We start from the raw sequence: 26,111 nt of genomic DNA, 5'->3' as shown, positions 1-26,111 counted from the left end.
AGCGCTCGGACTCCGCTCCTAAGATCTTGGCTGTCCACTGCTAGTACTCTCCCCCTTGCTAAGGACCGGTGGTGCAGGGAGATGCGGACGTCGTCCTCGGTCGAGGCGCGGTGCTGCGAACGTATGGATCATGCCGATGGGTCCCCCGACCGATACGGCAGCGTGACATCCGGAAGATGCGCAATGGCGTCCAGCGAAAATATCCCCCTGCTGGCCCAGATTACGTCGCCAGAATACGACAAGCATGAACTTGGATGCAATATACGGTGTCAGTCCCGGCATCACCCAGGTGGGGATGTCATGCTGAAGAATTACTCAACGTGACCCACCGCACGGGCTTCCACCCGTGTGCCCGTGAATCGTGTTCCGGAGATCACGTGGAGGGCGTGGGTTCGTCCGCCGCGAGCAGTTCGTCCAGGATCTCGGCGTCCGGCATGTTGAAGTGGTCGCGGTGCGGCATCAGTTCCAGGCGGGTGCGCGTGAAGCCGCGCTTCTCGTAGAAGCGCTGACCCTCCGTGGCCGCCGTGACGGCGTCGAAATCAGACGCGGGATCTGAGCCGTCGTCCAGCAGACCCGTGAACCACCACATGCGCACCTCGGCCTTCTCCTGGCGGGTCGGGACCTTCGACAGCCCGTCCGGCGCGCCACCACCGCCCACCATGGCCGCACCGCCGGTCACGAGGTCCCGGGCACTGCTGAGCACCCCGTAGCTGAGCATCTCCGCGCCACCCGAGTACCCGAACCACGACACCCGGTCCCGTTGCACCGGGAGGTCCGCGAGCAGCCGGTTCTCGGTCAACGCGCGTAACCAGCGCATGTTGGCGCCCATCCCCTGCCACCACGTGCACTCGCCCTGGCAGTCGGGTGTGAGGGGCACGGCCAACAGGTCGTTGTGGGAGGCCGCGATCGCGGACAGGCACGTGGTGCGCCCACCCGGTTCGAAGTACTCCGCCCCGCCGTCCCCGTGCAGGTCGATCACGAGCCCCACGGGCTTGGAGACGTCCACCCCGCCGTCGATCACGTGGTAGGAACTCGTGGTCCCGCGGTACGTGTAGGTCTGCTCCAGGTGGCCGAGCGCCCCGGCTTGGGTCTGGTCCTGGGTGGTCGGCTGCGTGGCCAGGGTCACCGTGTGGGGGAAGGCTCGGGAGTCGTCCGCGCGCAGCCCGTACTGGGTGCAGTCGGTCGTGGGCGGCTCCGCGGACTTGAACGGGTTCACACTGATGAGGACCACGGCCGCCACCAGCACCAGCAGCAGGACCAGCACCAGAACGACACGCCACGAGGCATGTCTCGCGCCCGTCCTCGTGGGACTGGTAGGCATGGCCGGAATCGTACCCCCGCGGGCTGGGAGTTCTCGACCTTCCACCCCGCGACACCCCTGTGGCGTGAGACGACGTCGCTCGGCCGGGTCCGCGCGACGCCCCGGCACCGCGGCGTCGTCGTCCGCTTCAGCGCACCAGACGGGGCACGAGGCCGACGAGTGCGAGCATGACGAGCAGCTCCACGAGGGTCTGCGTGAGTACGGCGAGCGGCGCGAGGACCGTGCCGTCCGGCGCCGCGAGGGCGAGCGGCAGCACCACCAGGGAGTTGCGCGTGACCCCGCTGAAGAGCACCGCGCGGCGCTCGCGGACGCGCAGGCCGGCAAGGCGACCGGCCGCCCAGCCAAGCGCCGTCATGAGCGCTGCGAAGCTCACGTATACGGGTACGAGCGGCAGCAGCGCTTGCGCGCGTGAACCCACGAGGGCGATCTGGGACGCGACCACGGTCGCGAGGGTGAGCATCATGAGCGGGACCATGGCCCCACCGGCGAGCCGGCCCCACCGCCGGGCCACCGGGGACCGCGCTGTGGCCCACTGGGTCACTGCCGCAGCCACCAGAGGGATGACGATCACCACCGCGAGGGCCTGGGCGAATGTCCCCCAGTGCACGGCCATGGCGACGTCGGGCGCCAGGAACGACCACAAATACAGGGGCAGGGTCAGCATCTGCAGGACGAGCAGCACGGGGGACGCCGCGAGCAACCGGTCGTTCGCGGCGCCCGCGAGGCCCGAGAACACGATCACGTAGTCGATGCACGGTGTGAGCAGGACCAGTAGCACCCCGATCAGCATCGGGCCCTCGATGGAGAATGCGCGGACGAGCGCGAACACGATGACCGGGACGACCGCGAAGTTGACGATCACCAGGCACGCCATGAAGCGCAGGTCGCGCAGACCTTCGCCCACGCGGCGCAGCGGGATACCCAGGAACGTCACGTACAGCAGGGCAGCGAGCACCGGGGTCACCGCGGGGGCGGCGAGGCCGCCGAGGCCCGGGGCCCACCAGCCGGCGAGCGCGCCCACCGCGAGCGCCGCGAGGTAGAGGGGTATCTGGAACCGGTCCATGAACCGGGTCATCGGGGCCCCTGCCACGCGCCGCCATGTCCGGCGCCGTTGGTGTCGTCCCGTGTCAGCGCAGTTCGGATCAGGGCCGTGAGTCCCGACCGGAAGACGGCGTCGGTGTCCACGGGGTGCTCGGTGTGCAGGCGGGCATAGCGCGGCGCGATCTCCGCATCGACCGGGGCGGCGCGCTCGGAAGGGGCCATCGGCTGTGTCAGAGCGCTGCCGAGCGTGAAGCTGGCGAGTGTGTACGCAGCACTGAGGGGATCGGGCGCACCGAGCTCGTCCAGCAGAGCGGCGGCGGTTCGGCCGATCTCGTCCGTGTCCACGGCGCGGGTGCGGTGCACGGGTTTTCGATGGTCCCAGTAACTCACGGGGTCAGCGTAAACGAACACCGTTCACCCGGCACGCGAAGCCGGACGTGGCCCGCTATTTGCTGGAAGACCCGTGGGACGCAGCCCGCGCCGCCCGGGAAGCCGTCACACACGAACCGAAATCCGATCTGGACGGTGGCACCCACACCCTCGCCCTCGTGATCGAGCGGGAGCGCATCCCGATCGGGGACGTTCTGCTGTGGCGCACCGACACGCACCCCCGGATCGCGGACGTCGGCTGGGTATTGGACCCCGCTCACGCGGGACGGGGATTCGCCAGGGAAGCCGTGGCCGAGGTGCTGCGGGGGCATTCGAACACTACGGCCTGCGCCGCATGGTCGCGCAGTTGGATGTCCGCAACACCGCCTCCGCCCGGCTCGCGACCGCCGTGGGGATGCGCCCCGAAGCCCACATGCGTCAGGACCGGTGGAACAAGGGCGAGTGGACGGACACGCTCGTCGTCGGGATGCCCGCCGAGGACCGCGGCGCCCGGCCATCCCGGACATGCCGGGGCCCGACGTCGCGCAGAGACGTTCACCGGTCGGTCACCTCGCGGTCTCCGGACGCTCGTAGGGTCTGCGGCGGCACACCCACCGCCGACCCGCGCGGGTCAGACCGAGGAGTACCGCCATGCACCGATCACTCGTCCCTGCGGCCGCGATCACCGTGGGGTTCGGCCTATTCACCGCGGGACCGGCCGCGGCCGCGGCGCCGGCGGTGAACACCGGCTCCGCCGTCCAGGTCCCCATGGGAGGGCACGACCGCTCTCCCGCACCGGGCACCCACCCGCACGAGGGTAAGGCCAACACGCAGGGACACCGTGTACGCGAGCACCGGGGAGATCACGGGGCCCATCACGATCGGCATCGTCGCCACGGGAAAAAGCACCGCCCGGGGCGAGGGCAACACAAGGGGCACGCCTTCGAGGTGAGCTACGTGGACAGCATGGTCTTGCCGAACGAGTTGCGCAGCGTGAACGGCGTGCCTTTCGGCGGGATCTCCGGGGTGGACTATCGCTCCGTGGACGGTTCCTATCTGGCCCTCAGCGACGACCGTTCCCAGAAAGCACCCGCCAGGTTCTACACCCTGGACCTACCCTTCGACGACGATGGCTTCGATGCACCGGGGTACTCCGTCACGGACACCACGGTGCTCCAGCGCGCAGATGGCTCCCCGTACCCGGAGAACTCCGTGGATCCGGAGTCCGTCCGATGGGACCGCACCTCGCACACGGCTCTCTGGACGGACGAGGGAGACGTGACCAAGGGACTCGCCCCGGCCATTCGGGAGATGACCGGCACAGGGGCTTTCGTTCGCGCGTTCGACGTGCCCCGGCAGTACCTCCCAGCGTTCGACCGGAGCGGCAATCAGATCCGGGGCGTTCGCAACAACCTCGCGCTGGAGAATCTGACCCTGGGGCCGTGCGGCACCACGTTCTCCGTGATGAACGAGGCAACGCTGGTCCAGGACGGCCCGGTCGCCTCACCCGAGACCGGGAGTCCGCTGCGCCTGACGCAGCTCGACCGGCGGACCGGTCACAACCTGGCCCAGTACGTCTACGAGACCGAGCCGGTGTCCGTCCCGCGGGGTTCGACCGGCGGCGACCGCGGCGCTTCCGAGATGCTGCAATTGAGCAAGGCCGATTACCTGGTGATCGAGCGTCAGTACGTCGAGGGTGAGAACCAGATCCAGGTCTACCGGGCCAGTACCAAGGGCCCCACCGATGTGTCCCGTTCGGCGGCCCTCACGGGTACGGAAATCCCGATGAAGAAGGAACTGGTCATCGACCTGGCCGTATCGGGGATGTCCCCCGGGAACGTGGAGGCCGTGAGTTTCGGTCCGGATTTCGCGGACGGTGACGCATCCCTCGTGCTCGCGGCGGACGACAACTTCAACCTGGCCACCCAGGACACGGTGTTCCACCTGCTCCGGGTGAACACCCACGAATAGATGGGGGGGTGGGTGGGGTCCACGGTGGACCCCACCCACCCTCGCTCCCATCACGCCGCGGCCCGTGAAGCAGGCCGATGCGCCACGAGGCGCGTTCGGTCAGTCGCGCTCGGAATCCGATGGCTCACCCGTGCGCTCGACCTCCTGGGCCTTCTGGTGGGACTCCGCGGGCAGCTGGTAACCCTCGGCTACCGCCGAGAGTGTGGGGAACGCCATGCACACGGTGGTCAGCGTGCCCGCGATGATGAACTGCTTCGTCCCCGCGGACTTGACCGCCTCCACGAAGTCCACGCAGTCCCATGCGTTGACCTCGCCTTTGCGGGGCACGTACACGGTCTGCGGGGCATGTTCCTGGATCTCCGGGATGAGCGGGCCGTTGGGGCCCTGCGGGACGGAGGCGGTGGCGACCACGGGCATCCCCGTTCTACCGGCCACCTTGGCCAGGACGGTCGCATTACGGCGCAGGTCCGGGACGCTCAGATCCCGAACGACCTGGAACAGGCCGCTCTGGTGGTCCACCAGCAGTATAGCGACGTCCTCGGGATCGATCATCGGGAGGGAACCGTGGAAGGTGGGAAGGGCGGGGAAATCCGTTGACATGGTGTTCTCGTGTCGCATTCCGGGGACCCGACGATGGGCCACCCCCAGCGTAGAGAGGGGCATATCTTCTTGCCCATGATGTGACGACCGCCCGGACACAACTTGCCCGTGTAGAGCGTGAGAAAGGCCACGGAATACATCTGTGGTGCGATACGCACGCCCAGGACCCGGAACCATGTCTTTTCGGCACATATGTGTATCCGGCGTGTGGGGCGTCCACGCCACGGACGCGGAGGCCCCTCCTGGACCCTCGACCGACAACCACACCCGGCACGGCAAATTCACCCGGACAGCGAAAAACCCGGACCCTCTTTCGAGGATCCGGGTTTCTCCGCCCGTGCGACGGGCCATTCGGTGGAGCTAAGGGGACTCGAACCCCTGACCCCCTGCATGCCATGCAGGTGCGCTACCAGCTGCGCCATAGCCCCGTACGACTCCGAAACCTTACCACGCTTCGGCCTGCCACGTTTACCCGGGATTCACTCCCGAACAACTTCGTGGGACCGCCGCGTTTCCAGTTCCCCGGAACGACTCGACCATCCTAGACAGTTCGCGCGAACTCGCGCAAATTGCCCGGCGGCGCGAGGTCAGACCGCGCGGGGAGCGGCGTCGTCGTCGATGTTCGCGGAGCCGGCCGATGGCAACTGGACGTCGATCGCGGGGCAGTCGCCCCACAGCCGTTCGAGGGCGTAGAAGGCACGGTCCTCGTCGTGGAGCACGTGGATCACGGCGTCCCCGTAGTCCAGGAGCACCCAGCGGCCCTCCCCCTTGCCCTCGCGGCGCAGGGGCCGACGGTCGTGCTGCTCGATGAGCGCTTCCTCCACGGCGTCCACCACGGCGGAGACCAGACGTTCGTTGGACGCGGAGGTCACCATGAAGACGTCCGTGATGGCGAGGCTCTCGCTGACGTCGAACGCGACGACGTTCTCGGCCTTCTTCTGGTCCGCAGCGCGCGCGGCGCTGCGCACGAGGTCGATGGATTCGGTGGTTGCAGTCACTGAAGTGTGCTGTCCTTTCACATGGGTCGGTTTCACAGAACGAAGATCACGAAGGCCACCACGAGCGCCACGATCACGGCCACGAGTAGCGCGAGCACCACTCGGGTCGTGGACGTCCCGCGGGAATACGCTCCGGGTTCCAGCAGGGTCAGTCCCTCGGCGTCCACCGCGCGCACCGGCTCGGCGGGAGGAGCCACGGTCTCGGACCGCGTTTCGGGGGTCGACGACGCCGCTCCCGCCGCGGCCTCGTGCGTCCCCTCGGGTGTGCGGTCCCGGTGCGGGGCCTGGATCACGGGGATCCGGGAAGTCTGGGTGACCGGTCCGTAGCGCACGGGTGAGGCCGGGAGGGACGCGGGGTCCGCGAGACTCTTCCCCAGGCTCACCCCCGTCGCCTGGGTCATCAGGGCCGGCGGGAAGGTGATGGTGAAGTACTCCGGCTCCGGCTCGTCGTGCACGAGTTGCGGCGGGGTGACCGGCGCCTGGCCGATCCCGGGTTCGGCGGAAGCGTGACCCGACGACACGGCGTCCCCTGGCACGGAGCCCTCGGATGCCGGACGAGCCAGTGCCTCCCCGGCGGGGCTACTCGCTGCGGGTGTGTTCCCCGCGGCCGAGGATCCTGCGGGTCCGTTCCCCAAAGCGGTGGGCTCTTCAGCGGTGGCCCGCTCAGCGGCCTGCCGGTCCTGTTCATTGGCCGCCGCGGCGCGCATCGCGAGATCCGCGAGACGACGCTGGGTGGCCAGCAGGGCGTCGTCGACCTCTCCCCCGCCCGTGCGCTCCGATTCCTGGATCTGCCGGGCGTGCTCGACCATCTCACGCTGCAGTCGCGCGAGTCGCCGGGGCCCCAAGGGCTTGACGGTACCCGTGTGCTGGGGGGTGTCCAACTCGATCACGGGAGCCGGCGGGGCCACCCACTCCTGCTGTCCGGTGGCCGGGTGGACGGCCCACGGGCATTCCTGGGGGTTCGCGACTCGGTTCTTCTCGGGGGGTGTGCTCACGCAGTGCTCCTGTGACCCGGGGCGGGGACCCCGGGCGAATCCGTGGGGGCGGATGAGGGGGTACCGGCATCCTGTGCCACAGGGGTGCCGGATGCGGTCTCCGGGTCCACATCGGGATCGGTGGAACCGCGGTAGAGGCCGTACTTGTTGATGTACTGCACGACCCCGTCCGGGACCAGATACCACACGGGCTTGCCCGCCGCCACGCGGGCGCGGCAGTCCGTGGAGGAGATGGTCATGGCGGGGACGTTGAGCAGCGCCACGCTCTCCGAGCCCACGGGCGCGGAGAGCGCGTGGCCCGGGCGGGTCACACCCACGAACGTGGCCAAGGACCACAGCTCATCGGTGCCCTTCCACGTGAGGATCTCCGCCATGGCGTCCGCGCCGGTGATGAAGAACAGCTCGGCGTGGGGACGCAGGGTGCGCAGGTCCCGCAGGGTGTCGATCGTGTACGTGGGTCCGGAACGGTCGATGTCCACGCGGGACACCGTGAACCGCGGATTGGACGCCGTGGCCACAACGGTCATGAGGTAGCGGTGCTCGGCGTCGGAGACGTCCTGCCCGGCCTTCTGCCACGGTTCACCCGTGGGGACGAAGACGACCTCGTCCAGGTCGAAGACCGCGGCGACCTCCGACGCCGCCACGAGGTGCCCGTGGTGGATGGGGTCGAAGGTCCCGCCCATGACTCCCAGCCGGGTCACACCCGGTCTGCGCGGGGGGATGTCCAGTTCCGTCTCGGCCGCGGTCACTGACGCGCTGAGGGGATTCACTCGTGCCGATCTGTCGGTCAGTGGCGCGGGGTGGCGTGCACCCGGTCGAGCATGGCCTGCTCCTCCGCGGGCAGCTGCGCGGGGTCCTCGTACTCACCGACGGCCGGGGCCTTGCCACGGGACGCGAAGGACATGGAGATGAAGAGCATGATCAGGAACAGGATGAACGCGACGATGCCGAAGACCGGAGCCATGGCGTGCAGCTCTTCGTTGATGGAGTGCCCCTCCTCGGCCGCCAGGACGGTGACGTTGGACAACAGGTACAGCGAGCTCATGCGGTTCCCTTCTGTGGCCGGCGGCGCCGGTCGGTGAATGCGACGAACGTCCCGGGTGACGTCCGTTCCATGGTACGTCTCACGGACGCACGTGGCCGTCACCCTGGACGACCCACTTGGTGGTGGTCAGCTCCTCCAGCCCCATGGGACCGCGCGCGTGCATCTTCTGCGTGGAGATCCCGATCTCCGCACCCAGTCCCAACTGGCCGCCGTCCGTGAAGCGGGTGGACGCGTTGACCATGACCGCCGCGGAGTCGATCTCCGCGGTGAAACGTTCCGCGTTAGCCAGGTCGTTGGTCACGATCGCCTCGGTGTGGCCCGTGGAGTACGTGCGGATGTGCTCGATCGCCTCGTCGATGCCGTCCACGACCTTCACGGCCATGTCCATGTCCAGGTACTCGGTGGCCCAGTCCTCGTCCGTGGCCTGCAGGTGGTCAGATCCCGGGGGCAACAGTGCTGCGGCGCGGTCGTCCACGTGCAGGGTCACACCGGCCTTGTCGAGTGCGGCGAGCACCTCGCGGGATGTCTCCCGCGCCCCGCTGTGCAGCAGCAGGGTCTCGGCGGAGTTGCACGTGGAGGTGCGGTGCGTCTTGGAGTTCACGGTGAGCTTGGCGGCCATCTGCGCGGGCGCGGACTCGTCGATGAACACGTGCACGTTGCCCTCGCCCGTCTCGATGACCGGGACGGTCGCGTTGGTCACCACGGACTGGATGAGTCCACGGCCGCCGCGCGGGATGAGCACGTCCACCTTCCCGCGCGCACCCATGAGGGCGTTGGCGCCGTCGCGACCGTAGTCGTCCACGGTCTGCACGCAGTCCACGGGCAGCTTGGCGTCCGCGAGGGCGTCCCGAAGGATGCCCACGAGCGCCCGGTTGGAGTCGAAGGCCGCCGAACCACCGCGCAGCAGCACCGCGTTACCGGACTTCACGGCGATCCCGGCGATGTCCACGGTCACGTTCGGGCGGGCCTCGTAGATCACGCCCACCACTCCCATGGGCACGCGCACCTGGCGCATGCGCAGCCCGTTCGCGAGCGTCTGCCCGCGCACCACGGAGCCCACGGGATCGGGCAGGGCCGCGAGTTCCCGCAGCGCGTCCGCAAGACCCGTGATGCGGGTACGGTCCAGCTTGAGCCGGTCCAGCGGCGCGGTGGAGATCCCTGACTCGCGCCCGCGTTCCAGGTCCCGCGAATTGGCCTCGAGAACGGTGTCGGCGCGGGCCTCGATCCGATCGGCCATGAGGTTCAGCGCGCGGTCCTTCCACGCGCGCGGGGCGCGGGCGAGCGTGCGGGCGGCCACCCGGGCGTCGTCGGTCATCAGGCCGACCCCGGCCACGGGATCGTCCCCGAAGGTCTCCTGCGCGGTCAGTACGGACGTGTTCTCGGCCACTGTTCCTCCTGCGGATCGTGGTGCGGGCGCGCGGCGCCCACGGTTCAGGTTAGGGGTTGGACGCGCGGTCAGACGGTTCGTTTCAGTTTGGTCCTCGCCGAACGGGGCCGCATGGTCACGAGGTTGTCCACGTGCACGAGCTCGCGGGCGTAGTCCTCACCGAACTCCTCCCCCAGTTCGTGCGTGCGTTTGCCGAGCATCCCGGGGACCTCGTCCGAGGCGTAGTTGATCAGCCCGTGGGCCACTTCCTTTCCGTGGGAATCCACCATGGCCACGGGATCGCCCGCAGTGAACTTCCCGGACACCTCGGTGACACCGGCCGCGAGCAGCGAGCGACGACCGCGAATGGCCTCCACCGCGCCGTCGTCCAGGGTCAGGGTGCCCTTGATGTCCGCGAGGTGCGCGAGCCACAGCAACCGCACGTTGCGCCGCCCGCCGGTGGTGGCGAACCACGTGCCCACGTCGTCGCCGGCCAGCGCACTCTCGATGTTCGCGGCGGAGGTCACGAGCGCGGGGATGCCAGACGACGCCGCGATGCGCGCCGCCTGCACCTTGGTCACCATCCCGCCCGAGCCCACGCCCGCGCGGCCGATCGTGCCGATCTCCACGCCTTCGAGATCCGTGATGGGATCCTCGACGGTGGGGATGCGCTCCCCGCCGTCCTTGGGGGGCCGGGTGTAGAGCGCGTCCACGTCCGAGAGCAGCAACAGCGCGTCCGCCTTGATCAGGTGCGCCACGAGCGCAGCGATGCGGTCGTTGTCGCCGAACTTGATCTCGTGGGTGGCCACGGCGTCGTTCTCGTTGACGATCGGCAGGATCCCCAGGTCCAGCAACCGTTCGATCTGGCGATGCGCGTTCTTGTACTGCGAGTGGCGCATGAGGTCCTCGGCCGTGAGCAGCACCTGACCCACCGTGACGTCGTAGCGCGCGAAGTAGTCGGTGTAGCGCGAGATCAACAGACCCTGTCCCACGGAGGCCGCGGCCTGTTTGGTGGCGAGGTCCTTGGGCCGGCGGGACAGTCCGAGCGGCTGCAGCCCCGCGGTGATCGCACCCGAGGAGACGAACACGACCTCCACGCCCTGCGCCTTGACCCGGCCGAGCGCGTCCACGATGCTGCGCAGCGCGTTCTCATCGATCGAGTTCTCGATCGAGGTCAGGGACGAGGACCCCACCTTGACCACCACGCGCCGGGCCATGGGCAGATCCGCACGGCGGGTGATGGGAGAGCGGCGGTTCTTCCCCCGGCTCTCGGTGCTCAGCTGGATCGCGGACTTGGCCGCTTGCTGTTCCATGGCCGAGACGTCGATCGTCTCGGTGGGGGTCTTCTCCACGTGGGGCGTGTCACTCACTGTCGTGCGTCTCCTTCGGCTCGGAAGTACGGCGTCGATCTCGCGCGTCGTCCACGGACTCGGTCCAGATCCCGGCGCGGCGCTGCTCCTCGAGCTCCGCGCGGGCCTCGGCCTTGGCGTCCATGCGGTCGTAAAACTGTTCCCGCTTCTCGCGGCGCGTGGGCCGGGACGTGTCCTCGAGGCGCAGGTCGGAACCGCGCGGGCCGCCGAGCAGTTCGGCGCCGCCCACCATGGTGGGCTCCCAGTCGAAGACCACACCGTTGTCCTCGGGGCCGATTAGCACCGCGTTGCCCGGGCGGGCGCCGATGCGGAACAGTTCGTCCTCGATCCCGAGTTTCGCGAAGCGGTCCGCGAGGTATCCCACGGCTTCGTCGTTGTTGAAATCGGTCTGCTGCACCCATCGTTCGGGCTTCACGCCGCGCACGTGGTACAGCGGCTCCCCCGCCCGGTCCTCGCGGGTGATCTCGAACTCCTTGCGGTCCTTCCCTCGACGACGCCGCACGGGTTCCGGGCGCAGCACGGTCTCCGCGCGGCGCTGCTCCTCCCGCTGTTCCTCCTGCTCGCGGGCACGGGAGACGAGCTCGGCCATCGCGAAGCCCAGTTCCCGCAGTCCGGCGTGCGAGGCCGTGGAGATCTCGAAGACCGGGTAGCCGCGTTCCTCGAGTTCGGGACGGATGAACTCGGCCAGTTCCCGTGCCTCGGGCACGTCCACCTTGTTCAGGGCCACGAGTCGGGGGCGCTCGGTCAGCGGGATCGTGGTGGGGTCGTCGTCGCGGATGGCCTCGGCGTAGTGGGACAGTTCCTGTTCGAGGGCGTCCAGGTCGCTCAGCGGATCCCGTCCGGGTTCGAGCGTGGCGCAGTCGATCACGTGCACGAGTGCGGCGCAGCGCTCCACGTGCCGCAGGAACTCGAGTCCCAACCCCTTGCCCTCCGAAGCACCCGGGATCAACCCCGGCACGTCCGCCACGGTGAAGCGGGTGTCACCCGCCTGGACCACACCCAGGTTGGGCACCAGGGTGGTGAACGGGTAGTCCGCGATCTTGGGGCGCGCGGCACTCATGGCCGCGATCAGGCTCGACTTGCCCGCGGAGGGGAAGCCCACCAGGGCGATGTCCGCGATGGACTTCAGTTCGAGCTCGACCTGGTGTTCCTCACCGGGCACACCGAGTAGAGCGAAGCCCGGGGCCTTGCGCTTAGGCGAGGACAGTGCGGCATTGCCCAGTCCGCCCTGGCCGCCACCGGCCAGCACGAACTCACTGCCCTCACCGAGCAGGTCCGCGAGCACGTTGCCCTGCCGGTCCTTGACCACGGTGCCGTCCGGGACGGAGAGCACGAGGTCCTGGCCCTTGAAACCGTGGCGCATGTCCCCCTTGCCGGGCTCACCGTTGGGGGCCTTCTGGTGGGGTGCGTGGTGGAAACCCAACAGCGTGGTGGACTGACCGTCCACACGCAGGATCACCGAACCACCGTCGCCGCCGTTGCCGCCGTCCGGGCCGCCCAGGGGCTTGAACTTCTCGCGCTTGACGGACACGCAGCCGTGGCCGCCGTTACCGCCCGTGGCGTGCACGATCACTCGATCTACAAAACTAGCCACGCGGCTCCTCGGTGGTAGGGGTCACCTGCTGCGAGCGGGTCGACCGGGGTCTTCTGAAAAGACTAGAGGGTGAGCGCGTGAAGCGCCCACCCTCTAGTGGTCGCCGCCACGGAGTCGTGGCGGCGGGTGGACCCAGGGGTCCGAACGAGAATTACTCGGCGGTCTGAATGTTGACCACGCGGCGACCGCGGCGGGTGCCGAATTCGACGGCGCCAGCGGCCAGGGCGAACAAGGTGTCGTCCTTGCCGCGGCCCACGTTCACGCCCGGGTGGAAGTGCGTACCGCGCTGGCGGACGATGATCTCGCCGGCGTTAACGGACTGGCCGCCGAAGCGCTTCACACCCAAGTACTGGGCGTTGGAGTCACGGCCGTTGCGAGTGGAGCTCGCACCCTTCTTGTGTGCCATGGTGTGTGCCTACCTTCGTTGGAAACGTATGTGGGGAGCCGGATACTCAGGCGTCGATGCCGGTGACCTTGACGGTGGTCAGTTCGGCGCGGAAGCCCTGACGCTTCTTGTAACCGGTCTTGTTCTTGTACTTCATGATCGAGATCTTGGGACCGCGCAGGTCCTCGACGATCTCGGCGGTGACCTTGACGTTCGCCAGGGTCTTGGAGTCGGAGGTGACCTTGTCCCCATCGACCAGCAGCAGCGCAGGAAGCTCTACGGTGCTGCCTGCCTCGCCGGCGACGCGGTCAAGGGTCACGAGGTCTCCGATGGAAACCTTCTCCTGGCGGCCGCCTGCGCGGACAATCGCGTACACCACTTGGGAACTCACTTCTCTCGACATCTATGGACTACGTGTGTGGGTCGGGCGTACTCCTGGAGGACTGCGAATGTCGAGACATCACGCCGCGGTGATCCATGACCGACCGCATTCTCCGCGTGGCTATCGCATCGATTCAGGATGTCCGCCCGAGTGTGCCGCAACCTGGTGCGTGAACTGGATATGACACACACCGGCGCTCGGCACCGACACCCCAGCCTACCCGATCACCCGAAGTCATGCCAGTTGCGCCGCGGCGCGCCGCTCGCCCTCTGGCGACGTCGCCGGGGTCGTCTGCGCGAAGAAAGCCAGCTCGAGCGCGCACGCCCGGTGGAACGCGCGGCGCATGTGCTCCCTGGTGGCCGGGTCCGCGTGGGCGGCCTCCCGGTCCACGATCCCGCGCACCGACTCGGTCGCGGTCTGGAAGTCCGGATCGTCGTATGTGCTGAGCCAGTCGGCGAACGGGTGCTGCGGTCCCGCGACGCGGGCACGACGGGTGAGCTCCGCACCCACGTGGGCGTAGAGCCAGTAGCACGGCAGGATCGCGGCGGAGCCCACCGCGAAGCCGTCCTGACCCGTGCGCGCCAGCAGGAAGTCCGCGTAACTGCTCGTGACGTCACTCGGCGGCATGGGCTCCCGGTCCCCGAGCCGGGCGCGATGCAGCGCGGACTCGACCGAGACCACGGAGGCCGACGCCGCGGCGAAGTGTTCGCGCGAACGCTCGTCCGGGGCGGAGGCCGCGAGCAGGGCCAGCGCCCGGGAGTAGTACTGCAGATATTGCATGTCCTGGTCCAGGTACAGCTCGAACTCGCCCGGGTCCAGGGTGCCGTCCCCGAGGCCCCGGATGAACGCCAGGGCGGCAATGCGTTCACGCACCGGGGCGCTCTCCTCCCACAGTTCGTCGGTGAACCGGGGGCCCTCGGATTCCGCGGCGGCCGTCATCACGAACGCCGGATCCGTGACGAGGTGCTGGACGTGGTGCATGTGGTGCACGGGACCGTTGCCGTGACCCACGTGCAACTCGTCCGCGCCGCGCAGTGCACCACGCAACCATGTGCGGGCCGTGCGGATCGCCTCGGGCCAGTCCCCGGTCCGCGCCACGACCGTGGCCACCGCGGAGGACAGCGAGCACCCGGTGCCGTGGGTGTTACGCGTGTGCACCCTGCGACCCTCGAACAACGCGGCGGGTTCGTCCTGACCGGGGAGCAACAGGGCGTCCGGGGTCGTGTCCCCGGCCAAGTGGCCACCTTTCACGAGGACCCGGGTATGGAACGCCGCCGCGACCGCGCGTCCCTGCTCGAGCGCCTCGTCCCAGGTCGCGGCCACGGGGCGCTCGGCCAGCACCGCGAGTTCCGGGAGGTTGGGGGTGATCAAATTCGCGTGGGGCAGCAGCTCCCGCAGGGCCCGTTCGGCGTCCGGACGCAGCAATCGCCCGCCGGCCGTGGCGACCATGACGGGGTCGATCACGACCACGGGTGCGCGCCCCACCATGAGCCAGTCCCGGACCGTGTCGATGACCTCCACGGAGCCGAGCATCCCCACCTTGATCGCGTCCAGGGTGACGTCCCCGGCGACCGCGTCCAGCTGGTCCCGCAGGACCTGGACGGGTGGGGTGTGTACGCTCACGACGCCCCGGGTGTTCTGGGCGACCACTGCGGTGATCACACTCAGCCCGTACCCGCCCAGTGCGGCGATGGATTTCAGGTCCGCGGCGTGACCCGCCCCGCCCGTGGGATCGGTTCCGGCAATAGAGAGGACGCGGGGTATGGCGGTAGAAGGCGTGGTGTCCACGACAATCCCTTCGCTAGTACGAGCTAGATCAGGTTCGACGGGTGTGTTCTCAGCCGCAGTGCGCAGCACCCCGTGTGTGTGTCCCCGATCATGCCACAGGGGCACCCGGAATCCCGGGTGCCCCTGCGGTGCTCGCGTGGCGACGGATCCAGCCGCCGGTCACTCAGTCCTGCTTGCCGGTCATCGTGATGTCCTGAGCCTTGATGCCCACACCCACGATGGTGGGCTGGTCACCGGACGCCGCGGGGGTCGCGGCCCCGGCCTCCGCGGTGAAACGGCTGACCTGCCGTTCCTGCGTGTACTCGTGGGTCTCCACCCTCGCGGTTCCGGGCGCGGCCGCCGGCGCCACGGCACGCCGCGACCCACGACGCCGTCGGGCCGGAGCCGCCGGCGCCTCCGCCGGCCGGTTCCCGCCGGCGGACGACGCCGCCCCGGAACTCTGCTGCTGCGCGGCACTCGTCTGCCCTGCACTGGATTGCGCAGTCCCGGAGTTCGACGGCGCGTGTCCGGCGGCCGACCGCTTCGACACGGCCTCTCGCGGCTGGGGCGCGGCGTCCGCATCCTGAACGGCACCCTCGGTCGAGGTTTCGTCCTCGCCCGCATCCGTGAACGCGGCGCTCAGCGAATCCAGGGACAGGGCCTCCTGGGTGCCCTCGCTCCCCCGCTGCTCAGACTGCCCGTGGGGCAGTTCGATGACCTCGCCGTGGATCGTGAGGCTCGCGGACGAGTCCCCACCGGAACGGTCCTCGGACCGGGAATCCCCGCGCGAGTCGTTCCCGGAACCGTCCCGGTCGGAACCGTCGTTCTGCACGGCGTTGTCCTCGCCCTGCTGACCGCGACCGCGGCTGCGCTTGCCGCGGCGCTTGCGGCGACGGCGCCCGCCCTCGGACTCCCCGTGGGAGTTCTCGGACGCGTGCTCCCCGCCCTGCTGACCGCGGGAGGTCTGCTGCTCCTGGGAACCGGTGTCCTCGGCCTGCCCGCCCCCGGACTGCGGTGCGGTGCCCTGGGAAGCATTCCGTGCGGCGTCGCCGGACTCGTCGTGGGAGGAGGCCGCGGCGATGTTCGCTAACGCCGTGCGGGTGGCCTCCACGCGCGCCTGGTCCGGCTCGTCCGAACCGTGGTGCTGGTTGCCGTTCCTGGGCTTGTCCTGCGCACCGTTGTGCTGCTTGTTGCGCGAACGCTTACGCTCGTGTCGAGTGCCGCGCTGGTCGGAGGGAGCCGCGCCGGAGCGGCCCTTCAAGGGGTGGTCGTGGACCACGACGCCGCGGCCCGCGCATTCCTCGCACGGCTCGGAGAAGACCTCGAGCAACCCCGTACCCATGCGCTTGCGCGTCATCTGCACGAGACCCAGGGAGGTCACCTCGGCCACCTGGTGCTTCGTGCGGTCCCGGCCCAGGCACTCCACGAGCCGGCGCAGTACGAGATCGCGGTTGGACTCCAGAACCATGTCGATGAAGTCCACCACGATGATCCCGCCGATATCACGCAACCGCAGTTGCCGCACGATCTCCTCGGCGGCCTCGAGGTTGTTCTTGGTCACGGTCTCCTCGAGGTTGCCCCCGGAGCCCGTGAACTTGCCGGTGTTGACGTCCACCACGGTCATGGCCTCGGTGCGGTCGATCACGAGCGATCCGCCGGAGGGCAGGAAAACCTTGCGCTCGAGGGCCTTCTGGATCTGCTCCTCCACGCGCATGTGCTCGAAGAGGTCGTCATCGCCGGTCCAGCGCTCGAGGCGGTCCAGCAGGTCGGGCGCCACGTAGGTCACGTAAGCCTCGATGTTGTCCCACGCCTGCTCGCCCTGGACCACCATGGCGGAGAAATCCTCGTTGAAGACGTCCCGCACGGTCTTGATGGTCAGGTCCGGTTCCGCGTACAGCATCTCCGGGGCCAGCGTCTTGGTGGACTTGGCCTTGTCCTGGATCTGCTCCCACTGCGAGCGCAGCCGGTTGATGTCGTTGGTCAGCTCGGTCTCGGAGGCGCCCTCCGCCGCAGTGCGCACGATCACGCCCGCACCCTCCGGCAACCGGTCCTTGAGGATCTTCTTCAGCCGCTGGCGCTCCACGTCCGGGAGCTTGCGGGAGATCCCCGTCATGGAACCGCCCGGGACGTAGACGAGGTAGCGACCGGGCAGGGACACCTGGCTCGTGAGCCGAGCACCTTTGTGCCCCACGGGGTCCTTGGTGACCTGCACGAGCACGGTGTCCCCGGACTTCAGGGCATTCTCGATCTTGCGGGGCTTGCTGCCCAGCTCGGCGGCGTCCCAGTCCACCTCACCGGCGTAGAGCACGGCGTTGCGGCCGCGGCCGATGTCCACGAAGGCGGCCTCCATGGACGGCAGCACGTTCTGCACCTTGCCCACGTACACGTTGCCGATCAGCGAGTCCTGCTGGGTGTGCGAGACGAAGTGCTCGGCAAGGATCCCGTCCTCGAGCACACCGATCTGGATCCGGTCGTCCTTCTGTCGCACGAGCATCTTGCGCTCCACGGATTCGCGCCGGGCCAGGAACTCGGCCTCGGTGATCACGTGGCGGCGGCGGCCGAACTGCCGGGACTCACGACGACGCTGACGCTTGGCCTCGAGCCGCGTGGAGCCCTTGACCCCGGTCACCTCGTCGCTGCCCGTGCCCTCACCGGCACCGCGCGGGGCGCGGACCCGGGTCACCGAGCCGTCGGACTCGTCCACGAGTTCCATGTCCTCGTCACCGCGACGCCGCCGGCGACGCCGCTTGCTCGTGACCTCGCCGGACTTGTCGTCCTCGCTGTCCACGTCATTGCGCGCGGCCCGCTCGGCCTCGCGCTGGGCGTCGCGTTCCTTGGCGGCCTCGCGCAGTCGGGCAGCCTGCTCCTCGGCGGCACGGCGGATCTCGTCCGGGTCCGGGGCATGGAACATGAGGGAGGCGCCGGGACCGAAGGCCCCGAAGTTCTCCTGGGTGCTGGGCTGGTCGTTCGCGGACTTCTCGACCTGTACAGTCTGCGCGTCCGTCTGTTCCGAGGTGTCGGTCTGCTCGTCGCTCGCCTCGGCCGAGCCGGTTCCTTCGCCGGCCTGCGTCGTCTGCTCGGGCCCGTCGGCGCGCAGAGCGGCCTGCTCATCCGTCTCGCGGGCGCTCTCAGCGGCGTCACCGGCTGCGTCCTCGACATCGAGCGCGATCTCGTCCTCGATACTCTCCGCGGGCTGCTCGGCCTCGGGGATCTCGGCCACTGGGATCTCGCGCGCGGGCGTGTGCGCAACGCCAGCATCGTCGGAAGCGGTGGCCGCGGAATCGGACGTCCCCGGATCCTCGGCGGACGCGTCGGTCGTCGCGGGTTGCCCGGTAGCGGTGTCGGCGGGCACGGCGGCGTCGGGCTCGGAATGGGGAACGGCGGCGTCGTCGGCCGGTGCATCAGGCGTGACGGCGGGGTCGGTGGTGGTGCTGTCCTCGACGGGGGTGGTGGCGGCAGTCTCGAGGGGTGACTGTTCCGCGTTGTCCTTCTCAGGTTCCATGTGAAGTTGTGCTCCTGCTCGGGACACCGCCCGCACCCGGGCCCGAGGTGTGCTCGGTCGGTCGAGCCGGTGTTCGCCACGCGGCCGCCGGAAGTCAAAGTCGTACTCGCGGGCGCGGCGTGTGTTGCGCACACTGTCCGCGAGCCGGCGGATGCCCGAGTCGCTGGGTCCGTGGGGACCGCGAACTTGCCCCGCTCCGGACGCGCTCGATCCTGTGAGAGCGCGGGTCCGTACCGAGGGAGATCGGTGTTCCTGCCGGGTCGGTTCCTCACGTGCGGCTGAGGCCCGACCATTGGGAGTATCTCACAGTCACCCCGGGCCGGGGTGCATTCCGGGTGGTCCGGACCACATTCCCTCGGCCGGACCACAGTGCGTGTACGGGGAATGTGCCGGCGTCGCCCGCCGCCACGGGCGGCCCGCGCCCGGTGGGTCGTCATGCGCATGGTCTACGATCGAGCGCGTGAGCCCAACTTCCGCGACCACCCCCCTGACCGACCGGACACCCGAGACGACTCCGGCGCACGCCACCCGTTCGGACCGCTCGTGGGCCGTGCTCGCGGTGATCTTCTCGATCGTGGGTTTCGCCGCATCGGCCGTGCTCGTGGCGGAACGGCTCGCGATCTACAAGGACGCGGGACACCGCACGAGCTGCGACATCAACGCGTGGCTCTCGTGCGGCACGGTCATGCGCACCCCGCAGGCGGAGCTCTTCGGCTTCCCCAACCCGTTCATCGGGATCGTGGCGTACGCCGTGGTGATCGCCGTGGCCGTGGGCGTGCTCGCCGGTGCACGCTACGCCAGCTGGTTCTGGTGGTTGCTGTGGCTGGGGATCGCCGCCGGCTCGGTGTTCACCCTGTGGCTGTGGTGGCAGACCACTTTCCACATCAACGCCCTGTGCCTGTACTGCATGATCGTGTGGTGCGCCCAGACCCTGTTGCTCGCGCATACGACGGCGCGGATGCGCCGCGCCGGCCTGATCGGTTCCTCGCGTGGCACCGCCGCCGGTTCCGCCGCGTGGGCGTGGCTCCTGGGCATCGGGGTGCTCGTGATCGTCTTCGGGATCATCGCGGTGCGCTTCTCGACCGCGATCTTCGCCTGAGCCGTTCACCGACGCCGCGCTCAGACGGCGTGCGCCTCGAACACCGTGATGGGGTGCGTGCCGTCGAATGGCGTCCGCTGCCAGTCGCCCCGAACCGCGTCGACCTCGAACCCGGCGCGCCGTAACTGATCGGTCAGGATGCCGCGGTCACGAAAGGCCAGGTCCGACTCCTCCACCACGAGCTCATCCGATGACTCGAAGTGATTGTGCAAACGCAGCAGGACCCGGCTCCGTTCGAGTTCCCCCACCTCGCACCATTGCCGCAACAGCCCGTGCTGCGTGTCCCGCACGGTGGGCTCGGACTGACGCCACCCGTCCCACACCCCACGCCGAGCACCGCACGGGAATGCATCCGCTCGGCGAGGGAGCGGTAGTAGTCATGGTCCGGCCCGTCGGGGTTGTCCCCGTCGCACAGGTCGACGATCCGCGGGTCGTAGTCGGTCATGGATCCCGCGTTCAGCTCAGCTGAACCAGATGCCGATCTCCCGCTCGGCGGACTCGGGCGAATCGGACCCGTGCACGAGGTTCTTCTGCACCTTCTCGCCCCAGTCCCGACCCAAATCGCCGCGAATGGTACCGGGGGCGGCCGTGGTGGGCTCGGTGGCACCGGCGAGGCTGCGGAAGCCCTCGATGACCCGGTCCCCCTCGACCACGGCGGCCACGACGGGCCCGGAGAGCATGAACTCCACGAGCGGCTCGAAGAACGGCTTGCCCTGGTGCTCCTCGTAGTGCCGCTCGAGAATCTCGCGGGTCGCCGTCACGAGCTCGAGTTGCGCGAGCGTGTAGCCCTTGGCCTCGATGCGGGCCAGGATCTGCCCGGTCAGGCCGCGCTGGACGCCGTCCGGCTTCACGAGGACGAGGGTGCGTTGCGTCATGTGCTTCTCCTTGCTGTGGACCCACGCGGAGTCCTCGGTCGATCAGGTTCCACTCCGAGCCTAACGGCCTGTGGTCCCCGCGCGGCAACGCCCGGGGACCGCGGCCGGGAGACGGTGATCACGTCAGGGGTTCTCGACCTCCCAGCGGCGTTGTTCCTCCGCGCGCCGCACGTTCTCGCGATCCATCGCGCCACCCTTGACCACGGCGTACCACCAGGCCAGGGCGCACAACACGCCGATCACGAACATCGAGGGCACGAGCACTCCCGTGGCGATGAGCACGACCTGCAGCACCCACCCGAGGGCGTACCCCCACGGCTTGCGCAGGAGGCCGCACGCCAGCAGGAACACCAGGGCGAGAACCACCGATCCGCCCATGAGCCACAGTTTCCCGGCCGTGCTCCAGTCCCGCGCCGTGAGTCCGAACGCCGCGAGGGCGGCGAAGAACACGATGAACGCCTCGATGGAGAGCACGCTCGAGGCGAACATCGTCTTGATCGAGCGTGGCTTCTTGGGTTGGCCAGGGCGCCATTCGCGCTGAGCCTTGGTCATGCGGGCCATCGGGCTCCTTCCATGGTCGGGGCGGCGGGCTCAGAGTCCGAGCAGTACACGGGCCTCACCCACCACGGTGATGGACCCGGTGACGAGCACCGCGCCGTCGAACTGCTCGCGGGCCGCGGCGTCCTGGATGGCCGCGGCGCACGCGTCGTCCAGTCGCTCGCTCACGTGCACGGCGTCCTCGTCGAAGCCCATGTCCTCGGCGATCTCCGCGAGTTCCTCGGGTGCTACAGCGCGCGGGGACTGGGAGCGGGTGCACCACAGTTCGAGCTCGAACTCGTGGTACTCGTCCACGAGCACGCGCATCATCTCCGCAGCGTCCTTGTCTCGCAGCACGCCCACCACCAGGTTGAGCTTGGTGAACGTGAAGGCCTCGCGCACCGCGGTCGCCGAGGCCAGCAGTCCGTGCGGGTTGTGGGCCGCATCCAGGATCACCGGCGGTGCCTTGCGGGCGAGCTCGAGCCTGCCCGGCGAGGAGACTGCACCCAGTCCCGTGGCCACGAGCTCGGGGTTCAGGGGCTTGTCCCCTCCCCCCACGAACGCCTCGACGGCGGCCACGGCCACCGCGGCGTTCTGGGCCTGATGGGCCCCGAACAGCGGCAACATGAGATCCGGGTACTCCCCCGCGAGCCCCTGCACGGTGATGACCTGGCCGCCCACCGCGGTGGAACGCCCGGTCACGGCGAACTCCACGCCCTCGAACCGGAACGGGTCACCGAGTTCCCGGGCCCGGTCCAGCAGGACCTGCGCGGCCTCGGGTTGCTGCGCCGCGCTCACGAGGAAGCCCTGGGGCTTGATGATCCCGGCCTTCTCCCGGGCGATCTGCCCCACGGTGTCCCCGAGCATGGTGGTGTGGTCCAGCCCAATCGGGGTCACCACGGACACCGCGGCGTCCGCCACGTTGGTCGCGTCCCACGTGCCACCGATGCCGACTTCAAGGACCATGACGTCCACGGGTTCGTCCGCGAAGACCGCGAACGCCAGGACCGTAAGGGTCTCGAAGTACGTGAGGCGGGGAGCGCCGTCGGCCTCGAGCTTTCGGTCCACGAGCTCGAGGTACGGGGCGATCTCCGAGTAGATCCGCACGAACGTCTCGTCCGGGACGGGTTCGCCGTCGATGCTAATCCGCTCCGTGACGCGCTCGAGGTGCGGGCTCGTGTACCGGCCCACGCGCAGGTCGTGGGCGAGCAACAGCGACTCGATCATCCGGGCCGTGGACGTCTTGCCGTTGGTCCCGGTCACGTGCACCACGGGTGCGCTGCGGTGCGGATCCCCGAGCGCGGCGACCGCGGCGGCCACGGCGTCCAGCCGCGGCGCCATCCTGTCCTCCGGCGCCCGACTCAGCAGGTGCTGGTAGATATTCTCGACCGATGCGAAGTCCTCGTGCTCCTGGGCCCCGCTCACGCGTCGATCACCGCCACGGTCACGGACGGCTCGTCCGCTTCCAAGAGCTCGAGCTCGCGGGACAGGGTCTCGGACTGCACGAGCTCGCGGTTCGCGGCCACGGCGGCCACGGTCTGCGCGTCCGCGGCGACGTGGGTGCGGATCCGGTCCGAGACCTGCAGGTCCGCGTCCTTCCGTGCCTGCTGGATCGCACGGATCATGTCCCGCGCCACGCCCTCGGCGCGCAGTTCATCCGTCAGTTCGGTGTCCAGGACCAGGAACCCGCCGCCGGGCAGAACGGTCACGGCGCGCGCGGAGTCCGCCGCGGCGTCGTCAACGACCGTGACGAGTTCGTACTCGCCCTCCTGCAGGGGCACGGAGCCGGCCACGACGACGCCGTCCGCGGAGACCGACCAGTCACCGTTCTTGGTGGCCTTGATGACCTGCTGGACCTGCTTGCCCAGGCGCGGGCCCGCCGCGCGGGCGTTGACCTTCAGCTCCTGGGAGATACCGTGGTCCGCGGCGCTGACCTGCTCCGAGTCCTCGAGCGTGACGGACCTGAGGTTCAACTCATCGGCGATGATCTCTTGGAACGTGCCCTCGAGGGCATGCGCCCCGGGCACGGCCACGGTCATCCCCGCGAGCGGTTGCCGCACGCGCAGGTTGTGGGTCTTGCGCAGACCGGACCCGGCCGAGCAGATGGCGCGCGTGCGCTCCATGGCCGTGAGTAGGGCCTCGTCCCGGGGGAACAGGGAGGCATCCGGCCAGTCGGTCAGGTGCACGGAGCGCCCACCCGTAAGACCGCGCCAGATCTCCTCCGTGACGAGCGGCAGCAACGGGGCGGCTACGCGGCACACCGTCTCGAGGCACGTGTACAGCACGTCGAAGGCCTGGGTGTCCTCCTCGAAGAACCGCTCGCGGGAACGGCGCACGTACCAGTTGGTGAGGGTGTCCATGTAGGAGCGCAACCGCTCGGCACCGGCCCAGATGTCGTAGTCGTCGAACAACCGCTTGACGTCCGTGACGAGCGCGCCGGTCTCCGCGAGGATGTAGCGGTCCATCACGTGATCGGCGTCGTGGCGCAACTGGGCGTCGTAGCCGGCTCCCCCGTTCGCGGCGTTCGTGTACAGACCGAAGAAGTGGTACACGTTCCACAGCGGCAACATCATCTGGCGCACGCCGTCGCGGATGCCCTGCTCGGTGACGATCAGGTTGCCGCCGCGCAGGATGGGCGAGGACATCAGGAACCAGCGCATGGCGTCCGAACCGTCCCGGTCCAGGACCTCGTTGACGTCCGGATAGTTCTGCAGCGACTTGGACATCTTCTGCCCGTCCGAACCCAGCACGATCCCGTGGGAGATCACGTTGCGGAACGCGGGGCGGTCGAACAGCGCGGTGGCCAGGATGTGCAGCGTGTAGAACCAGCCGCGGGTCTGACCGATGTACTCCACGATGAAGTCACCCGGGTTGTGGGTCTCGAACCACTCCCGGTTCTCCATGGGGTAGTGCACCTGGGCGTACGGCATGGACCCGGAGTCGAACCACACGTCCAGCACCTCGGGCACGCGGCGCATCACGGACTCGCCCGTGGGGTCGTCCGGGTTGGGCCGGGTCAGGTCGTCGATCCACGGCCGGTGCAGGTCCACCTCGCCCTGGGCGTTGCGCGGAAGTCGGCCGAAGTCCCGCTCCAGCTCTGCGAGGGAACCGTAGACGTCCCGGCGCGGGTAATTGGGGTCGCTCGATTCCCACACCGGGATGGGTGAACCCCAGTAGCGATTGCGGGAGATGGACCAGTCACGGGCGTTCTCGAGCCACTTGCCGAACTGGCCGTCCTTGACGTTCTCGGGGATCCAGTTGATCTGCTGGTTCAGCTCGACCATCCGGTCCTTGAACGCGGTCACGCTCACGAACCACGAGGACACCGCGCGGTAGATCAGGGGGTTACGGCAGCGCCAGCAGTGCGGGTACGAGTGCTCGTAGGAGGCCTCCCGCAGCAGCGCGCCGCGGGCTCGGAGGTCCCGGACCACGGTGCGTGCCACGTCCTTGTCGAACACGTTGTGCCCGGCGAGTTCCCCGAGCGGCGCGCCCTGCGCGAGGGACTCGTCCGTGAAGAAATCGTAGAACCGTCCGCTCTCGTCCACGGAGAGCACCACGGGGATGTCGTGGGCGGCGCACACCATCTGATCGTCCTCGCCGTACGCGGGGGCCTGGTGCACGATGCCCGTGCCGTCCGTGGTAGACACGTACTCGGCCACGAGGATCTGCCACGCGTTCTGCGTCCCGAAGCGCTCGGCGTCCGTGAAGTAGTCCCACAGCGGCCGATACCGGATTCCGCCCAGCTGCTCGCCCTTGTAGTGGGCGGTGACGGCGTCCGCGACGGCCGCGGCGTCGTCGTACCCGAACTCCTTGGCGTACCCGCCCGCGAGCTCCGCGGCCACGAGGAAGCGGCGCCCGGCCAGGTCGCCGGCACCGGGGACCAGGACGTAGTCGATGTGCGGACCGACCGCGAGCGCCTCGTTGGTGGGCAGGGTCCAGGGGGTCGTGGTCCAGGCGATGGCCTCCGCGCCGGCGAGTTCGGCGGCCACGGCGGGATCGGTGGCCCACGAGGTGTCCTCGGAGAGCGTGAACGCCACGGTCACGGAGGGGTCCTGGCGGTTCTTGTAGACGTCGTCGTCCATGCGCAACTCGTGGTTGGACAGGGGCGTCTCGTCCTTCCAGCAGTACGGCAGCACGCGGTAGCCGGAGTAGACCAGGCCCTTGTCATCCAGGGCCTTGAACGCGCCGATCACGGACTCCATGTAGTCCACGTTCAGGGTCTTGTAGTCGTTGTCGAAGTCCACCCAGCGGGCCTGGCGGGTCACGTAGTCCTGCCACTCGGACGCGTACTTCAACACGGAGGCGCGGCAGGCGTCGTTGAACTTGTCGATGCCCATGGCCTCGATGTCCTGCTTGTCGGTCATCCCGAGCTGCTTCATGGCCTCGAGTTCGGCCGGCAGTCCGTGGGTGTCCCACCCGAAGCGGCGCTCCACGCGCCGGCCCTGCTGCGTCTGGTAGCGGGCCACGAGGTCCTTGACGTAGCCGGTCAGCAGGTGGCCGTAGTGGGGCAGGCCGTTGGCGAAGGGCGGGCCGTCGTAGAACACGAACTCGTTGGACCCGTGGTCCCCGCGGTCGCGCTGGTCGATGCTCGCCTGGAAGGTGTGGTCCTGTTTCCAGTAATCCAAGACGCGCTCCTCGACCGCGGGGAAACGCGGCGCGGAGGGCACCCCGTGTGCGCTGGGGTCGGTGCTCGCCTTGGGATACACGAAGGATTCGGTCACGGTGCTCCATCCTGAGGGGTGTGCGGTTCAGGATGCGAGGACGCTCGGGCGCGCGGGGCGCCGGTGGCGCGGTACCACCTCGCTTACCCGCGGTGGCATCGGCACAGCCGACGACGTCGCGAGTCGCTCGTTGGGGGCTGTCACGGGCCCGAGTCGTCCGGTTCTACTGGGGC

Annotated in this window: 22 protein-coding genes, 1 tRNA gene, 1 pseudogene and 1 riboswitch; of the genes and pseudogenes, 3 read left to right on the top strand and 21 right to left on the bottom strand. The window is 69.0% G+C overall.

Annotation, left to right across the window (positions count from 1 at the left end; translation table 11 throughout):
* Nucleotides 1-373 precede the first annotated feature (373 nt).
* From Q9R22_RS07215 to Q9R22_RS07205, 3 genes are all read right to left on the bottom strand, one after another.
* Nucleotides 374-1,321, bottom strand: coding sequence for a hypothetical protein (locus Q9R22_RS07215; RefSeq protein ID WP_242670669.1), 948 nt, complete (start codon nt 1,319-1,321; stop codon nt 374-376).
* A gap of 127 nt (nt 1,322-1,448) precedes the next feature.
* Nucleotides 1,449-2,396, bottom strand: a complete 948-nt coding sequence (locus Q9R22_RS07210; RefSeq protein ID WP_131332822.1) for an arsenic resistance protein — start codon at nt 2,394-2,396, stop codon at nt 1,449-1,451.
* Nucleotides 2,393-2,752, bottom strand: a complete 360-nt coding sequence (locus Q9R22_RS07205; protein WP_131332820.1) for a hypothetical protein — start codon at nt 2,750-2,752, stop codon at nt 2,393-2,395. The genes Q9R22_RS07210 and Q9R22_RS07205 overlap by 4 nt, the downstream gene beginning before the upstream one ends.
* Nucleotides 2,753-2,796: 44 nt before the next feature.
* Here Q9R22_RS07205 and Q9R22_RS13315 point away from each other — a divergent pair.
* Together Q9R22_RS13315 and Q9R22_RS07200 are read left to right on the top strand one after the other, a co-directional pair.
* Nucleotides 2,797-3,045, top strand: a pseudogene (locus Q9R22_RS13315) (GNAT family N-acetyltransferase); the annotation flags it as partial.
* Nucleotides 3,046-3,382: 337 nt separating this feature from the next.
* Nucleotides 3,383-4,702: an esterase-like activity of phytase family protein gene (locus tag Q9R22_RS07200; RefSeq protein WP_131332816.1), complete on the top strand. Its 1,320-nt coding sequence runs from the start codon at nt 3,383-3,385 to the stop codon at nt 4,700-4,702.
* Nucleotides 4,703-4,801: 99 nt separating this feature from the next.
* On the opposite strand, the gene Q9R22_RS07195 is transcribed toward Q9R22_RS07200, so the two are convergent.
* The 13 genes from Q9R22_RS07195 to Q9R22_RS07135 form a co-directional block, all read right to left on the bottom strand.
* Entirely contained in the window at nt 4,802-5,302 is a 501-nt protein-coding gene (locus Q9R22_RS07195) for an isochorismatase family protein (protein WP_131332815.1), read from the bottom strand.
* Between the two features lie 355 nt (nt 5,303-5,657).
* Nucleotides 5,658-5,730: transfer RNA gene (locus Q9R22_RS07190), tRNA-Ala, on the bottom strand.
* Nucleotides 5,731-5,889: 159 nt separating this feature from the next.
* Nucleotides 5,890-6,300, bottom strand: coding sequence for a ribosome silencing factor (rsfS, locus tag Q9R22_RS07185; RefSeq protein WP_085107812.1), 411 nt, complete (start codon nt 6,298-6,300; stop codon nt 5,890-5,892).
* Between the two features lie 32 nt (nt 6,301-6,332).
* Nucleotides 6,333-7,295, bottom strand: a complete 963-nt coding sequence (locus Q9R22_RS07180; RefSeq protein WP_311254133.1) for a hypothetical protein — start codon at nt 7,293-7,295, stop codon at nt 6,333-6,335.
* Nucleotides 7,292-7,978: a nicotinate-nucleotide adenylyltransferase gene (gene nadD / locus Q9R22_RS07175; protein ID WP_131333916.1), complete on the bottom strand. Its 687-nt coding sequence runs from the start codon at nt 7,976-7,978 to the stop codon at nt 7,292-7,294. The genes Q9R22_RS07180 and nadD overlap by 4 nt, the downstream gene beginning before the upstream one ends.
* 104 nt (nt 7,979-8,082) lie before the next feature.
* Entirely contained in the window at nt 8,083-8,340 is a 258-nt protein-coding gene (locus Q9R22_RS07170) for a hypothetical protein (RefSeq protein WP_131332811.1), read from the bottom strand.
* A 79-nt stretch (nt 8,341-8,419) separates the two neighbouring features.
* Nucleotides 8,420-9,727, bottom strand: coding sequence for a glutamate-5-semialdehyde dehydrogenase (locus Q9R22_RS07165; RefSeq protein WP_311254132.1), 1,308 nt, complete (start codon nt 9,725-9,727; stop codon nt 8,420-8,422).
* 68 nt (nt 9,728-9,795) lie between these two features.
* Nucleotides 9,796-11,019 (bottom strand): glutamate 5-kinase, encoded by a 1,224-nt coding sequence (gene proB, locus Q9R22_RS07160; protein ID WP_131333915.1) that lies wholly within the window; start codon nt 11,017-11,019, stop codon nt 9,796-9,798.
* Between the two features lie 49 nt (nt 11,020-11,068).
* A complete protein-coding gene (gene obgE, locus Q9R22_RS07155) occupies nt 11,069-12,670 on the bottom strand; it encodes a GTPase ObgE (protein ID WP_035962175.1) in 1,602 nt (533 codons plus the stop codon).
* Between the two features lie 151 nt (nt 12,671-12,821).
* Nucleotides 12,822-13,076 (bottom strand): 50S ribosomal protein L27, encoded by a 255-nt coding sequence (gene rpmA / locus Q9R22_RS07150; protein ID WP_035962177.1) that lies wholly within the window; start codon nt 13,074-13,076, stop codon nt 12,822-12,824.
* Between the two features lie 46 nt (nt 13,077-13,122).
* On the bottom strand, nt 13,123-13,434 hold the full coding sequence (gene rplU / locus Q9R22_RS07145; RefSeq protein ID WP_064846154.1) for a 50S ribosomal protein L21: 312 nt from the start codon (nt 13,432-13,434) through the stop codon (nt 13,123-13,125).
* Between the two features lie 237 nt (nt 13,435-13,671).
* Nucleotides 13,672-15,225 carry a bifunctional hydroxymethylpyrimidine kinase/phosphomethylpyrimidine kinase gene (locus Q9R22_RS07140; RefSeq protein WP_131332807.1) on the bottom strand — a complete coding sequence of 518 codons (1,554 nt, stop codon included), beginning with the start codon at nt 15,223-15,225 and terminating at the stop codon, nt 13,672-13,674.
* Nucleotides 15,213-15,308: riboswitch (TPP riboswitch) on the bottom strand. Its footprint overlaps the gene before it by 13 nt.
* An 80-nt stretch (nt 15,309-15,388) precedes the next feature.
* The gene (locus Q9R22_RS07135; protein ID WP_131332805.1) at nt 15,389-18,706 is read right to left on the bottom strand and encodes an Rne/Rng family ribonuclease; all 3,318 of its coding nucleotides are present in this window, start codon (nt 18,704-18,706) and stop codon (nt 15,389-15,391) included.
* A 460-nt stretch (nt 18,707-19,166) separates the two neighbouring features.
* Between Q9R22_RS07135 and Q9R22_RS07130 the strand changes: the two genes are divergently transcribed.
* Nucleotides 19,167-19,805: a vitamin K epoxide reductase family protein gene (locus Q9R22_RS07130; RefSeq protein WP_242670666.1), complete on the top strand. Its 639-nt coding sequence runs from the start codon at nt 19,167-19,169 to the stop codon at nt 19,803-19,805.
* A gap of 20 nt (nt 19,806-19,825) precedes the next feature.
* Here the strand turns inward: Q9R22_RS07130 and Q9R22_RS07125 are convergent, their stop codons facing one another.
* The 5 genes from Q9R22_RS07125 to ileS form a co-directional block, all read right to left on the bottom strand.
* Nucleotides 19,826-20,095, bottom strand: coding sequence for a hypothetical protein (locus Q9R22_RS07125; RefSeq protein ID WP_311254131.1), 270 nt, complete (start codon nt 20,093-20,095; stop codon nt 19,826-19,828).
* Nucleotides 20,096-20,266: 171 nt separating this feature from the next.
* Complete coding sequence (gene ndk, locus Q9R22_RS07120; RefSeq protein ID WP_064846151.1) at nt 20,267-20,680, bottom strand: nucleoside-diphosphate kinase; 414 nt, start codon at nt 20,678-20,680, stop codon at nt 20,267-20,269.
* Nucleotides 20,681-20,803: 123 nt separating this feature from the next.
* Nucleotides 20,804-21,241: a DUF4233 domain-containing protein gene (locus Q9R22_RS07115; protein WP_131332803.1), complete on the bottom strand. Its 438-nt coding sequence runs from the start codon at nt 21,239-21,241 to the stop codon at nt 20,804-20,806.
* Nucleotides 21,242-21,271: 30 nt separating this feature from the next.
* A complete protein-coding gene (locus tag Q9R22_RS07110) occupies nt 21,272-22,642 on the bottom strand; it encodes a folylpolyglutamate synthase/dihydrofolate synthase family protein (RefSeq protein ID WP_286738354.1) in 1,371 nt (456 codons plus the stop codon).
* Nucleotides 22,639-25,938: an isoleucine--tRNA ligase gene (gene ileS / locus Q9R22_RS07105; protein ID WP_131332801.1), complete on the bottom strand. Its 3,300-nt coding sequence runs from the start codon at nt 25,936-25,938 to the stop codon at nt 22,639-22,641. The genes Q9R22_RS07110 and ileS overlap by 4 nt, the downstream gene beginning before the upstream one ends.
* Nucleotides 25,939-26,111 lie beyond the last annotated feature (173 nt).

Source organism: Kocuria sp. PD6, assembly GCF_031844145.1.
GTDB classification, from domain to species: domain Bacteria; phylum Actinomycetota; class Actinomycetes; order Actinomycetales; family Micrococcaceae; genus Kocuria; species Kocuria marina.
The sequence above is the reverse complement of the archived record's forward strand: the minus strand, read 5'-3'. Positions and strand labels throughout refer to the sequence as shown.

Excerpts from the sequence above, each read along its gene's own strand:
- Q9R22_RS07215 (WP_242670669.1), bottom strand. The coding sequence starts at position 1,321 with ATGCCTACCAGTCCCACGAGGACGGGCGCGAGACATGCCTCGTGGCGT.
- Q9R22_RS07210 (WP_131332822.1), bottom strand. The coding sequence starts at position 2,396 with ATGACCCGGTTCATGGACCGGTTCCAGATACCCCTCTACCTCGCGGCG.
- Q9R22_RS07200 (WP_131332816.1), top strand. The coding sequence starts at position 3,383 with ATGCACCGATCACTCGTCCCTGCGGCCGCGATCACCGTGGGGTTCGGC.
- Q9R22_RS07195 (WP_131332815.1), bottom strand. The coding sequence starts at position 5,302 with ATGTCAACGGATTTCCCCGCCCTTCCCACCTTCCACGGTTCCCTCCCG.
- nadD (WP_131333916.1), bottom strand. The coding sequence starts at position 7,978 with ATGGGCGGGACCTTCGACCCCATCCACCACGGGCACCTCGTGGCGGCG.
- Q9R22_RS07170 (WP_131332811.1), bottom strand. The coding sequence starts at position 8,340 with ATGAGCTCGCTGTACCTGTTGTCCAACGTCACCGTCCTGGCGGCCGAG.
- proB (WP_131333915.1), bottom strand. The coding sequence starts at position 11,019 with ATGGAACAGCAAGCGGCCAAGTCCGCGATCCAGCTGAGCACCGAGAGC.
- rpmA (WP_035962177.1), bottom strand. The coding sequence starts at position 13,076 with ATGGCACACAAGAAGGGTGCGAGCTCCACTCGCAACGGCCGTGACTCC.
- Q9R22_RS07135 (WP_131332805.1), bottom strand. The coding sequence starts at position 18,706 with ATGGAACCTGAGAAGGACAACGCGGAACAGTCACCCCTCGAGACTGCC.
- ndk (WP_064846151.1), bottom strand. The coding sequence starts at position 20,680 with ATGACGCAACGCACCCTCGTCCTCGTGAAGCCGGACGGCGTCCAGCGC.
- Q9R22_RS07115 (WP_131332803.1), bottom strand. The coding sequence starts at position 21,241 with ATGGCCCGCATGACCAAGGCTCAGCGCGAATGGCGCCCTGGCCAACCC.